Raw genomic sequence first — 14,223 nt, forward strand, 5'->3', positions numbered from 1 at the left:
CCTAACTTTCACTGGAAGATTCATCTTCCAGTCTGATGTAACTCTCCCTTGGTCCCAAGTAGGACTTTGGAAGCTCTATTCCAGATCTCACAAGCAGTACTCTCTCAAGTACGATCCCCTGGCTTGCGCCGTAGAACTTAAGGGTGTTTTCTCCCTTTTTACACTTAACCGAGACTGAAACCTTCTTAACGCTATCCCTTGCTTCCTCGCGCCACTGCTTGCTAAAGAAGAACTCCTTGTCCGGCTCTCTGACTGTGTTTACAGTCTGGATCTTGCCGCCGTTTACGGAATAGCTCAGATACTGACCTTCTTTAAACGTAACCGGTGTAGTTGGTGCCAGGTCAAAGGTCAGGTCATAATCCCCTTCATCCCTGGTATAGAACCTGTATGTAACAGATGGTTTTTTCTTATCACCTGTAAAATCATGGATCACAGGGAATGCCTTAATGGCGCTTCCTGTTCTGCCGTAGGGCTTAAGTACCTTGAAACAACCCTTTGACGTATCTTCGCTTTCTGCGAAGTGCTCAGCTTCCATACAGATGTATCCATCACTCTCAACAAACATGCCCTCCGGTGCCTTTGGCGGAGCTACCAGTACCGTTACATGAGCAGTTCCAAAACCGATGCTCTCTACTGTAAATGTACCTGTTGCCTTATCAGTTAAAAGAGCTTTATCTACCGAAAGGGTGATCCTCTCTCTTACGGAAACCTCTCCTTCTGTTTTGGAGAAGTTCAGCCAGCTGCAATCAGTTCTTATCCTGTATCTGAATGGCTTGTCGCTTCCGCTTATAAGGTCAAACTGGATACTACTAACATCAGGGCGGAGCATGTTGCTCCAGGTCTGGGGCTTGTCGCACCACTCAAGTCCTGTCATGTAGTGCTCATCATCAGCTCTTGCCACCAGCATCCTTGGGGAATTAGCCCCGTAAACAAGGTGTCTTACCGGATACCTGTTGTCCTCTTCGTTCCAGTTTATAAATCCAACGTGCTCGGACTTACCAAAGCCCTTGTAGTAACCATCGTCAACTGTCTCGTACTCATCTATGATCTCAGCATCTGCCCTGACACACACGTCAAGTTCATCAGCTACGATGTTGGCTTCTACTCTGTTCTGGCTTGCATAAAACATGTTTCTGCCTGCCAGTATCCACATCTTCATCAGGTTGGCTGTTCCGCAGGACGGATAATACAGCAGGGATATAAATGCCGACATATCCTGTTCCTGAATCTTCTTTTTAAGTGCAGCTGCCTCCTTGAGGATCTCATTGGAAGTAGCAAGCACCATGTCTGCCTCGCCATAATGAAGCGGGTCGTACACATATGGGTTCATGATCTCATGTCTTCTCTTTTCAAGAAGGGATGTGTAATCCCATATGATCTTCTTTATCTTATTCCTGCCAGAGAGAGGAAGCATTGCTCCAAACTGCCTCTCTGCCCAGTTATCTACATATTCCTGTGTGATGGCTGCATCTGTGCCGCCCCATTTTTCTATGTCGTATGCAAGGTCCAGGAAGTAGGAAAGTCCCAGCTCCTGGGTTCCAATATCTCCAACATTTACGACCCAGATCTGTCTTACTCCGAACTCGTAGGCTGCAGTCATCTGCTCCCAAACCCTTGGAAGATATGTGGCTCCGATCCATTTAAAGGAATATGGTCCGCCGTGCATATCCATGTGATAGTACATGCCAAATCCGCCCGGGTGGTCTGCTATCTCTTTTGACGGAAGCGTCCTTGTGTATCCAACGTTGTTGTCAGATAGCATCAGGGTCACGCCCTCAAGCTCGGGATCTCCCATAAGACCCTTAGTCTTGTCATCTCCGTAGAAGAACTCTTCCACTTCGGAGAAAAGAACTATCTGCCTCGGTACTTTATCAAGATCTATATCTATGGTCTCGCGGATAAGGTCGTTCTGAGTTTTAAGAACATCACGAAGGAGATCTATGTTGTCCTCAAGACTTGCGTCTTCTCCAAGGATCTTACTGTCTCTCTCACCGCGCATACCCAGCGTTATAACATTTTCAAAGGACTTATTTCTAAGAAGTCCGTCTCTCCAGAATCTCGTGATGCCGTCTCTGTTATTAACAAAACTCCAGTCATCACCGTAGAGAGAGTTCTCTCCGCGAAGGAGTCTGTACTCCTCGCCGCTTCTCATGCAGGGTTCGTGGTGTGAGGTACTCATCACAACGCCGTACTCATCTGCAAGTCTTGCACTCTCAAGTCCCGGTCCGTCCATGCTGAAGTTTGAATTCCACATGGCTGGCCACAGGTAATTGCCTTTAAGTCTTAGTAGCAGTTCAAAAATCCGTTCGTAGCACATGGCGTTTATTCCGCCGAAGTGCTCCATGGCCCAGTTTCCAAAAGCTGGCCATTCATCATTTATGAAGAATCCCCTGTATCTGACTGAAGGCTCTTTTGTAACCACATTGACCTCGTCTGTCAGGGATACGTTCTTTCTCTTTTTGGGAATTACATGATTCCAGTTAACAAGTGGTGAAACACCAAGGAGTTCTGACAGATGGAACAGTCCGTAAATCGTTCCTCTCTTGTCACTTCCGGCGATGACCAGTGCATGATCTACGCCTTCCATCGGAGCATCTATAACCTGAAAGCTATAGACTTCCCATCTCCCCCTTACCTCATCCAAATCCAGTAGTCCGTTATCTTCCAGTTCCTTAAGGTAATCGCTTCTATCTACAGTTCCAAAGATTATCAGATTTCTGCACTTACAGCCTCTTGTGTACTCACCTGCGTGAAAACCAGTGACCAGAAACAGGTCCTGTCTGACCAGGGCTGCAACCTTATTGACTCCGGGAAATGATTTAGACTCGTAAGTGAACATTAACCTGTTATCGAAACTTACCTTAGACACTTTAACCCCCACCAGGTTCTGATTTCACTTTTGCTTGTTGATGTTTCCCCATTTCAATGATATAAATAATCATAAGATATGGGATTTTATAATAAATACACAAAATGCAGTAAGTTTTTTGCATTTTCCGATATAAACTGCACAACCATTTCCGGAGGGGTTTAAACCATGAAAAAGAGCCTTAACTGCCCATACAGTATGATCGATCAGGAGATCATCTGTGAGCACAAAATGGCCAGAGTTACACCCGAAGATATAAATACCGTTCACAATCATGATGGCTATGAAGTTGTTCTGTTCCTTAAGGGGGATGTAAACATCATGATAGAGCCTGAGCTCTTTAAGATGAAAAGAGGGGACATGTTCTTTATCAGCCCCCTTGTTTTCCATGGGATAGACCTTGAAGATATCACTGGCTACGAGAGAATCGTCATCAACGTGCAGTACGAATACCTGAAGAACCTTGGGGATGCTGAGACAGACTTCAGTACCCTCTTTAGAAATTGCGACTCCGCCAACATGAATCACCTTCGTATTCCTGAGGAGTCCATCTCCAAGTTTATCTCTATCGCTGGTAAGCTCGAAGAAGCGCTCCACTCAAAGAGCTATGGCCACAGCGTCCTGTCCAAGGCATATCTTGCCGAGTTCCTTCTTTTGACATGCAAGTATTCAGAGAACGTTCCTCCTCAGAAAAAGAGAAGTTCCATGCCTGTAGTCGTATCCAAGATCCTTGATTATATCGACACACATCTCTCGGAAGATATCACTATAAATGCCATGTCTGCTGAGCTTCACTACAGCTCTGACCACTTGAGCAGGGCTTTTAGCGAAGCAACTGGCGATTCTTTAAAACATTACATTAATGCAAAGAAAATTGCTCTGGCGCAAAAATTATTGCTTCAGAACAATTCTCCTTACGATGTCTGCTTTATGGTTGGATATAATAACTATTCCAGCTTTTCAAGGCGCTTCTCAAAACAGATCGGAATGTCACCAAAACAGTTCCAGCTGTCTTATCGCGCAAGTTAAGGGCGACTCTTTAATAGATGGTTCTGCCCTTCTCATCAGGGATCATACTCTTTCTATAGAAGTATGAGTTCACCTGATCTCTCCACTCTCTGGCATTATCAAGCTGAAGGTCAAATCTCTTCTTAACTCTGTCAAAGCTTTCGGCAGGGATCACTTCTTTTAACTTATCCCAGTCAGCAGCAAGGCCTCTTGCCTCTTCCTCACCCTCAAAGTGGCTGTCGTAGATGTGCTGCATCAAAGTCTTACCAGTCTTGAGCTTCCATGTATATGGAATGTGATGGAAGAAAAGAAGAAGCTCTTCCGGACAGGTATTGGGGTCGTTGTACATCTTAGCGTTCTCTTCGTAGTACTGCTGAGCATAGCCTGTACCCTTATCTGTCCTGTCAACGCCGATTCCCAAATGATCAGCTCTGTGATAAGTTCCCCATCTTGAATATTCATAACCGTCAACACTTGGTCCGTAGTGGCCCATAGGTGTTACCATCCAGCCAATTCCAAGAGGGCTTGTGTATTTCTCGTATATCTCTCTGGATCTAAGGAGCATGCTGCAAAGGATGTCGCTCTCTTTTTCAGGAAGGTTAAAGGTCTGGGCAATCCACTCTTTTGCAATCTCCTCGGATGTAAGGCGGGTGTTAAAAGAGAGCCTTCCAAAACCGTAGAGATTGGCTGCAGCCAGGTCATTGCCAGTCCAGTTCTCGTCGTTTCCTGTGTTGATTACTGCTGCCATTCCACCAAGCTTATTGCCCATGGTGCGGCCGCTTACTACATCTGCTACTGTGTCCTTACCCCTGTTGCAGTGGGTGTGGAAATCAAGGACTTCCTTGTACATTGGGATAAGGTAGCAAAGATCTATCTGATGACCTGTGTATTCCTGAGCGACCTGAACCTCAAGCATCTGGTTGGTGTGCATAAGGCCACCAAGAAGAGGTGATACAGGTTCGCGGATCTGGAAATCCATTGGTCCGTTCTTGATCTGAAGGATGACGTTGTCATGATATGCTCCGTCAAGATCCTTGAAGTAATCGTAACCAGCTCTTGCTCTGTCAGTCTTGGTGTCGCGCCAGTCCTGAGTGCAGTTATATACAAAGCATCTCCAGATGATGATTCCGCCGTAGGGCTTTATCACATCTGCAAGCATGTTGGCTCCGTCAGCCTGGGTTCTGCCATAAGTGAATGGTCCGGGTCTTCCCTCAGAGTCAGCCTTTACAAGAAAACCTCCAAAGCCCGGGAGTCTGTCATAAACTTCTTTTATCTTGTCCTCCCACCAGGAGATGACATCTTTATCTAAAGGATCACAGGTATCAAGGCCACCAAGCTCAATAGGGGATGCAAAGTTAAGGGACATGTACAGCTTGATGCCATAACCCTCAAAGATATCTGAAAGCTCTTTTACCTTATCAAAATATCTGTCGGTGATAAGGTAGGATGCTGCGCCCTTGACGTTTACGTTATTTATTACGATGCCATTGATGCCAATGCTGGCCATGAAGCGGGCGTAGTCTCTGGTCCTGTCATCTATTACGATCTCTTCATTTACATAGAAGAAGGATTCTCCGGAGTAACCTCTCTCGATGCTGCCATCCATGTTGTCCCAGTGGTTCATCATTCGAAGAGGGTTAGTTGGAGCCGCATTTTCTTCCACCTCTGTAGCTCTTTTCCCGCAGGCGATCTGACGAAGGATGGCGAACACGCCGTAGAGAACACCCTTTTCATCAAAAGCCTCAAGAAGGATTCCGTCGTGGCTTCCGTCAATGCGGTAGCCCTCTATAGGAAGGGTTCTGTTCTGGGAAATTGTGAAGGTGAGAGCATCTGCGCTCACTTCCTCAGTGACAGTTTCTAAAGTCATGGCAAGGATACCCTTTTCAAACTCCGAAAGGGCATTTCGCAAAACCTTATTTTCTTTGTCAAAGCCGGTAACAGCTATTATCCAGGACTTCTGTCCCTCATACATCTTGTGATAGTCAAGCCATAGCTGTGTCCATTTTTTTGGTTCCATTTTAATAAACCTCTTTCCATATCTTGGTATTTAATTTGGAGCTTTTATGCTAGAATAACAGGGTATTAAGCTGTTAACTTACAAAGGAGCAGGGTAATGATCGCTGATATTAACGCCCAGTCCAGAGAAGATATCTACTATGACACCCTTAAGGGAGTTCTTCTCTACCACAACACGCTAAATGAATATCCACTCCACTGGCACAACGAGGTGGAGCTCATTCTGCCGCTTTCTGGTTCCTTCCAGGTCAAGTTCCACAACGACTCTTCTGCTGTGGTAAACTGTGCCCCTGGAGATATCATGCTGATCGCTCCCGGAACTCTTCACGAATATCTGGCTGTTGCGCCAGGCGGTGAAAAGATGATTCTGCTCTTTGACATAACCAGTTATTCACAGGTTTCTCAGCTGGTGCCCCTCCTTAAGACTCTTCCACCCTACGTTCATGTTAAGCAGAGTGCTTATCCCGTGGAAGCAGCCCGCCTCCAGAACTATTTCTGGGATATTGAGAGGCTCTACGGAGAGAGCGATGAGTTCCTGCAGATCTCAGTTTATTCTCTGGTGACTCTGATCCTTGCTCAGATCGGAAGCATGCATCTTGTTGATGCTGTACTGCCATCTGGCTCATCAGATGCCCAGTCTAAAAATATTGAAAAGTTAGTAACCGTAACTAACTACATTGATTCTCACAGAAGCGAGGACCTCTCAGTTGAGCAGCTTGCAGATCTTGCAGGTTTCTCCAAGTATCACTTTGAGAGGCTCTTTAAGTCCTGCATGGGAATATCCTGCTATCAGTACATCACCAAGCGCCGCGTAATGATGGCGCAGGAACTTCTTGGTGACACTGACCTGTCCGTAATGGATATTGCGTTGCAGAGCGGCTTCTTCAGTCTGTCTACCTTCAACCGTGTATTCAAGGAGACCAACGGATGCTCACCCACAGAATTCCGCAAACTGTATCGACAAGGTGCAGATGTTCCTGCCGAGGGGTGAGTGGTAGCTGGCCAAATAATAATTCTTTGTCCTCTTGGGACGCTTGCGGTTGGCATATCCGCTTGGCGAGGTCCTTTCGAGCCTAGCGGTAGGCTATGCTGGAAATCGAGATGAGGTTCTTTCGAATCCGATTTTCAGTACTTTTCGCCTGGCTCCGGCTCAAAAGCCCTGCGGGGGACAAAGGATTATTATTTGGCCAATTTACGTCTCATCCCCTTGGGAGGATAATGCTGTATCTAGTGAAATACAGGAATTTCGAAAGGTCCCATAGGCAAGTTTGCCTTGTTGTAAAGCATTGCTCCGGAATAAGTGTATTTGACAAGGTAACGGAGTTTAGCGATCTTATCAGGTTTAATGCTGGTCTTTAGTAAAATCTTCTCATCTGAAATTTCTGCGACAGCAGAAGAAACATTTCCTTTGTTATCAACAATTTCAAAGTCTTTTATTTCTATACCTTTTCCGATGTCTCTCGCAACAAGTCCATTAGCATGATCAAGTGACAGCTCAATCAGTGTATCTTTGATGAGGCCGCTTTTTGCAATCTTGGCAGCGACTGGGCTTGGGCCAGTGTATTCAGCGCTATAGCCGTACTTAATGTGGGCAGCCCAGAGAGCAAGGCGCTTACCAATGCGGCGTTTGCCGGTCGGGTGAAGGTCATTGTCTTCGCCAAGGTCCATATTTACTGTCATGCCGACCATTGGATCGTCAAGGAGCTTTGACTGGGTCAGACGGAAGGTAGGCCATGGATCGTCAACGGGCGCTACGTCGATAACAAAGTTAGGGAGCTGAACGATGATGAAGGGGAGGTTTTCCTCTCCCCACTTTTCTCTGTAACCACTTATCTGGCGGCGCAAGAGATCTTCGTAGTCCCAGGGTTCAAAGGTATTGGATTCGCCCTGATACCATACAACTCCATCGATTGGGAAGTTGTGGCATGGTGCTGTCATGGCGTTATAAAGTCCAGTTGGATGCCAGTTGATAAAGTCGTGCTCAGGGATAGCATCGCATCTTGCTGCCACCTTGTAGTACCACTTGCCATCCAGACGCACCTCAGCATCATCGTTAAAGATCTTGTACTCCTTGTCTGGAGTTATCCTTCCAAGGCCGTGTTCAACGCAGAGTCTTATAACAACGTGGTTATCTTTTTCTTTTGTAAGACCTTCAGGGATATCATATTTTCTTGGAGGATACTGATATTCAATACCTCCTACCAATTTGCCATTAACAAAGACCTGGTCTCTGTCTACCAAAGTTCCAAGGAACAGTCTTGCACTCTTACCTGCAAGTTCCTTTGGAAGGTCAAAGCTCTTTCTAAACCACACAGAGCCATTCATGCCAGAGAGCTCAGTGTCCTTAAACATCACTGGAATCTCCATTTCCTTCCAGCTGCGCTCGTCAAGATCCGGGTCCTTCCAGTTCTCAGAAAGGCCTCTGTCCTGCTTATCAAGCTTCTCTCTCCAGAGACTCTCATTTATATCATTCTTATCTATCTGGCTCTGTCTGAAGTCATCATCGGCGTACTTCTCACCTTCGGCGATGAGCTCATCATATCCAGATAGCATCTCTTTTGACATCCAGGAAGAGATCTTGGAACCGCCAAGAGATGCATTGATAAAGCCAACTGTCTGGCCTGTTATCTTCTGAAGATATGCAGCAAAGAAGTATCCGGTTGCAGAGTAGTTCATAATAGTATCTGCACTTACATGGCTCCAGCTACCGGTTCTGTGCTCCTCAAGAGGTCCGTTAAAATCTGTATCTTCAAGGATCTTAAAGGTTCTGATCCCTGGGTTTTCCTCTATAGATGCGAGGGACGGATACCTGTCTTTTACCCTGGCGATAGGAAGCTCAATGTTTGACTGACCGGTCACAAGCCACACCAGTCCTATCATCACGTCCTTAACAGTTATGGATTCTCCCCTGTCATCTGAAACAATAAGCTCGAAAGGACCTCCGCTTTCCCTGGCAGAGAGGAAGATATCAAAGCGGCCCTTCTCATCCGCTTCGCCCTTTGAAGACAGATTGTCCAATGTTACTTCTACAGTGGTTCCGGGCTTATCCCATCCCCATATATGTATTCTCTTTCTTCTTTGGATGACCATTCCATCTGAAATGATCTTTGGAAGAGTTAATTTATTCATTGCCTGTGACTCCATAATTTTCCACTCTCTTTGCTCATTATATAAAAACATGGCGTCATGTCCCTTCACATTTTCCGCCATGTTTTTTACATTTTCTGACTTTCTTGTCATTCCACCCCGAAACCGAGGATTGTAAACTTCTTGTTCTGATGGCCTTCTTTCATCTGTATCAGCACTTCTCTTGGCTTTGCCTCAGCCTCATTTATAAGAACTACCGCGTTGCAGTGAGTCCATCCGTTGACGTGGGGATCAGCATCCCTTATAAACTTCCCGTCAACAAAAACTTCTGCAGTTCCGTGAGTTGCGCTTGCGGAATCCTTAAAGATAAGAAGAAGTCTCTTGCAGGTAAGTGTCATCTTAAATGGCCTTGTGCCATCAGTGCTTTCTTCGTGGCACCAGTTGTGTGGAAATTCAGGTATCATCTCGATATCCTTGTCCATTTCCACAGCCTGAAGATCTGTGTCCTTCTGGTCAAAAGAGCCTTCGGTAACCTCTACTATATTGAACTTATCCTTAAGAGCTGGCAGCTCTTTTCTATCAAGAAGCTCAATATGTTCAAAGTCCGCTCCGATGACAGGGGCGATTTCTTCAAGAGCCTTTTCCTCTGCAACTTCGACAGCATCTTCACTTACAGTATCTATAAGGTTTGACAGGCAGTCCGCCATAATCTGATGTCCAAGATTACTTGGATGATAAACATCATAGAAGAACTGGTTCTTGGAGATCACCCTTCCCTTACCTGGCAAAAGCGGGAACTGAGGGCTTACTGCGTCAAGGACGCTGACCATTGGTAAACAATAATTTCTTCCAACAGGAGACAGTCTGTCCTGAAGGTTCCAGTCGTTTGAGAACACTGCAAACAAAAGTACTACTGCAGGCTTCCAGGGAAGCGCAAGAGCTTTCCTTACAAGGCTCTCGTAGCATACACCCTGCGTCTCATCACCTTCGTCGTTAACCGCAAACTCTATGACGATAAGGTCAGGCTTGGCAGCGCCATCTCTAAGGACGTCTCTTTCAAACCTTATCATTCCAAGCTCAGAGGGAGTTCCTCCAACTCCGGCTTTTACGAAGATGCACTCTCCGCCCTTCATATATCTTTTTGCAAAGTCCTCGTAGAAGACCCTTGCATAGCACTTCTCGTTTATGGGAATAGCTCCTGCACCCTGGGTTATGGAGCCTCCGATAAATCCAAGGGTCACGTCCTGACCGTTTTTCGCTTTCTCAAGAACTTTCTTTATTCTGCTTTCATTGCCGGTCTGCATAAGGCTCTTTTGTATCATGGCCTTATAAGCAGCGCCTTCAAAATCTACCGGCTCTTCAGCTGGCTGCTCGGGAGCTTCAAACCCGTCATTTAAATAGAACTTAACGGTTGTGGTACCCTGAATTCCCTCTGCGTCAAAGACGTATCTTATCTGGCCAAGCTCTCTGTCGCCGTCCTTCCAGTCAACCTTTGAAAGGTCGATCACCATCTCCATGTCGTCCATGGGAACAAGCGCTTCGATATTTGTAACCTCATCCCCAGGAGTTACCGGATACATCTCGACCACGAACTTTACACTTTTATCTGCATCTGCAGAAGATACGCTGACTCCGATGGAGTGGACCATTTTCTGAAGTCCAGCCCTTGACTTCATGCACTCCACCATATCTTCATCAGTGACGTTTCCCGTAAGCTTTGCAGCATCAATAAGCCTTCCCATATCCATGTACAAAAAGTGCGCAAAACTGCCATCTGGCTGAGGAGCTCCGAAGATCTCCTTGTCCTTCATAATATAGAAGAAGGGCCTCTTTTTTGTTGGATCCTTAGGTGCTACCGGTCCTCTGTTTATGCTATCTGACATACCTTCTCTCCCTACTTTATAAGTGCTGTAACCCCAAAATATAACAGTGTAATAAAACTATACAATCCGGTCCCTCATCCTCTCCACCAAGATACTGCGAATTTCTTTTCATAAATTGCTAATCGAAAAAATGTTAGCAACCTTTGGGATGACCATGGCAATAATTAGGTGGAAGGCATTTTGCGGATACAGTAAATTACAATTAGCAAAAACTATATTATGCTGGGTTCAGAAATCCGGCATTCGGGGGAAATTACATGCTTAGAGAAACTACTACAGAAAACGGAAAAGTAAGGGGCCTTCCTGGCAACGACCCAAGAGTCACTGTCTTTAAGGGCATCCCTTTTGCAGCACCTCCAGTTGGCGAGAACAGATGGAAAGCGCCTCAGCCCTGCAAGGACTACGATGGCACGCTCGATGCTTTCCAGTTTGGACCAATCTCATACCAGGACACCCCTGGAATTGGAGATATCGTTTATAACAGAGAGTGGCACGTGGATCCTGAGATTCCAATGAGTGAGGACTGTCTCTACCTCAACATCTGGACTCCAGCTAAGAGCAGGGAAGATAAGCTTCCTGTCCTTGTATGGATCTACGGCGGCGGCTTCCAGTGGGGCTACACAGCCGAGATGGAATTTAACGGAGAGCCTCTTGCTGAGCGCGGCGTTATAGTTGTCAGCATCGCTTACCGTCTTGGATGCTTTGGATTTATGGCTCATCCTGAGATCACAGGCGAGTCTCCTGATGCTCCTTCAAACTTTGGACTTCTTGACCAGAAAGCAGGCCTTGCCTGGGTTAAAAGAAATATCGCCGCCTTTGGTGGTGACCCTGACAGGATCACTATCGGCGGCCAGTCAGCTGGCGGAGCAAGTGTTCAGCACCAGCTAAGCTGCCAAGACAACAAGGATATCATCAAAGCCGCTGCTATCTTTAGCGGAATTATCAGATTAGAAAATTCTGACGCAGATATCTTCCATCCTCTTAACTTAAGTCAGGCAGAGGATCTGGGAAAAGAGTTTTTTGACTGCCTTGGGGTATCAACCCTTGAAGAGGCACGGGCTCTTTCTTCAAGACAGCTCCTTGATGGCTATAACAAATTTGCAGATGGCCACAGAAGAATGTTCCCTATTGTAGATGGACAGTTCTGCACAGGAGACCCTACAGAGAATCTGATGAATGGCATAGGCCTTGATGTTCCTGTCATTTCAGGCAACACCACAGATGAGTTTTCAGATGCCGGTGTCAATAACGTTGAGCTTTCAGTTAAGCAGGTCTTTGACAGCGCTTCACAAAAGTGTCCAGGCAGAAGCTTCTACTATTACAGATTTGATCCGGATATCCCTGGAGATGGACATCCTGGCGATGCGTATCCTGGAACCTTCCACTCCTGCGATCTCTGGTTCTTCTTTAACACTCTGCACCTTTGCCACAGACCATACGAGGGAAGGCATTTCGAGCTGGCTTGTCAGATGTGCGATTACTTCGCGAACTTTATTAAGACTGGTGATCCCAATGGCAATGATAAGGGAGGCACTCCTCTTCCAAAGTGGGAGACCTTCACAAAAGAAAACAGAAACGAAATGGAATTTACCGGCCGCGGATCTAATCTTAAAAAGGAAGGCGGCATAAGACAGGGCAGCAAGAAACAGGCTGTTAACCCTTATCTTCCATCCTGGGAATACATCCCTGATGGAGAGCCCTACGTATTTGGCGACAGGGTTTATGTATATGGTTCCCACGACCTGTATAAGGGCGAGACCTTCTGCCTTGGAGATTATGTATGCTGGTCAGCTCCAGTTAACGATCTTGGCAACTGGCACTACGAGGGAGTTATCTATCCCAAGATTTCAGACCCTCTTAACCCTGACGGTCACATGTGCCTGTATGCTCCTGATATCACAGTTGGTCCTGACGGCAGATATTACCTCTACTATGTACTTGATAAGGTAAGCATTGTATCTGTTGCAGTAGCTGATACTCCAGCTGGCCCATTTGAGTTCTACGGATATGTTCATTATGAAGACGGAACCAAGCTTGGAGATAAAGAGGGAGATGAGCCTCAGTTTGATCCAGGTGTTATGACAGAGGGTGACGTTACTTACCTTTACACAGGATTCTGCGGACAGGGTGATAAGTCAAGACACGGCGCAATGTTCACTGTTCTTGATAAGGACATGCTCACTGTCAAAAAAGCTCCACAGATCATTGTTCCCGGAGATCAGTACAGCAAGGGCACAGGTTTTGAAAACCATGCTTTCTTCGAAGCTCCTTCTATTAGAAAGCACAGGGATACATATTACTTCATCTATTCATCAGAGGTTATGCATGAGCTTTGCTATGCAACATCTGACAAGCCTGAAGGTCCATTTACCTATGGCGGTGTTATCGTAAGTAACTGTGACATGCACATCGGAACCTACAAGAACGCAGAGGAGCCATCAGCTTACGGCGCCAACAACCACGGAAGCATTGTAGAGATTGACGGCAGCTGGTATATCTTTTACCACAGACATACCCATGGAACCTGGTTCTCAAGGCAGGGCTGTGCTGAAAAGATAACCTTTACAGAAGATGGAAAGATCCCTCAGGTTGAGATCACATCCTGCGGTCTTAATGGTGGTCCTCTCTCCGACTACGGTGAGTATCCTGCCTACATTGCCTGCAATATCTTCACTCCTGAAAAGAAGATGTACGTGGAGGAAAGCGCTCCAAGGATTGTTCAGGAAGGCGGAGACGGTGAGCAGAATGATGGCTACATCAAGGGTATTACCGACGGAACCACAGTAGGCTTTAAGTACTTTGATGTTACGAACGCAACTGGCCTTAAGATCAAAACCAGGGCATACTATAACGGAAAGCTTGAGATAAAGACAGCTCTGGACAAAGATCCTATCGGAGTTATCGAAGGAAATGGCTCCAATATCTGGACAGAACACAGCTGCAAGTTTACTGCTCCTCTTACAGATGCAAAGTGCTCTCTGTATCTTATCTACAAAGGAACAGGTAACTGCTCACTTGAATCAATAGAATTTATTCACTAAGACAGCATTGGGTGACAACGAAATTTAGTTTTCTTTGTCACCCATTGTCATTTATTGAGATGCTAATGCAATTATTTGAGTAGATACATTACTCATCAAGTTGTACATTACTAATATAATAAACCAATATCTTTTTCATTTAATTGGCATTATGCCAATCCTCCTAAGCACTTTTGAACAAAAAGTGCTTTTCGTATTGTATAATTCCCACAACAAATAAGTACAAATCTTTAATTTTTTGTGAATAAAGTAAAAAAAGTGCTTACAAAAGTAAAAGATTTCCATTCTAAAAAATAGGTGTCAATTTTTATAATGGTTT

7 protein-coding genes are annotated in these 14,223 nt (G+C 45.7%); 3 read left to right on the forward strand and 4 right to left on the reverse strand.

Annotated features, from left to right (window positions below):
* Position 1: 1 nt before the first annotated feature.
* Complete coding sequence (locus tag D6855_RS09180; RefSeq protein ID WP_120740257.1) at positions 2-2,869, reverse strand: glycosyl hydrolase 115 family protein; 2,868 nt, start codon at positions 2,867-2,869, stop codon at positions 2-4.
* Positions 2,870-3,037: 168 nt separating this feature from the next.
* On the opposite strand from D6855_RS09180, the gene D6855_RS09185 reads away from it, so the two are divergent.
* Positions 3,038-3,898 (forward strand): AraC family transcriptional regulator, encoded by an 861-nt coding sequence (locus D6855_RS09185; protein WP_120740259.1) that lies wholly within the window; start codon positions 3,038-3,040, stop codon positions 3,896-3,898.
* Between the two features lie 10 nt (positions 3,899-3,908).
* Here the strand turns inward: D6855_RS09185 and D6855_RS09190 are convergent, their stop codons facing one another.
* A complete protein-coding gene (locus D6855_RS09190; protein ID WP_120740261.1) occupies positions 3,909-5,894 on the reverse strand; it encodes an alpha-glucuronidase in 1,986 nt (661 codons plus the stop codon).
* A gap of 96 nt (positions 5,895-5,990) precedes the next feature.
* On the opposite strand from D6855_RS09190, the gene D6855_RS09195 reads away from it, so the two are divergent.
* Positions 5,991-6,884 (forward strand): AraC family transcriptional regulator, encoded by an 894-nt coding sequence (locus D6855_RS09195; protein WP_120740267.1) that lies wholly within the window; start codon positions 5,991-5,993, stop codon positions 6,882-6,884.
* 236 nt (positions 6,885-7,120) lie between these two features.
* Here D6855_RS09195 and D6855_RS09200 read toward each other — a convergent pair whose 3' ends face one another.
* Entirely contained in the window at positions 7,121-9,022 is a 1,902-nt protein-coding gene (locus D6855_RS09200; protein ID WP_158589500.1) for a sialate O-acetylesterase, read from the reverse strand.
* A gap of 107 nt (positions 9,023-9,129) precedes the next feature.
* Complete coding sequence (locus D6855_RS09205; RefSeq protein ID WP_120740271.1) at positions 9,130-10,863, reverse strand: SGNH/GDSL hydrolase family protein; 1,734 nt, start codon at positions 10,861-10,863, stop codon at positions 9,130-9,132.
* Between the two features lie 257 nt (positions 10,864-11,120).
* Between D6855_RS09205 and D6855_RS17085 the strand changes: the two genes are divergently transcribed.
* A complete protein-coding gene (locus D6855_RS17085) occupies positions 11,121-13,904 on the forward strand; it encodes a carboxylesterase family protein (protein ID WP_330546915.1) in 2,784 nt (927 codons plus the stop codon).
* The last annotated feature ends 319 nt before the right edge of the window (positions 13,905-14,223 follow it).

It is taken from the genome of Butyrivibrio sp. CB08, assembly GCF_003625485.1.
GTDB lineage: Bacteria > Bacillota > Clostridia > Lachnospirales > Lachnospiraceae > Butyrivibrio.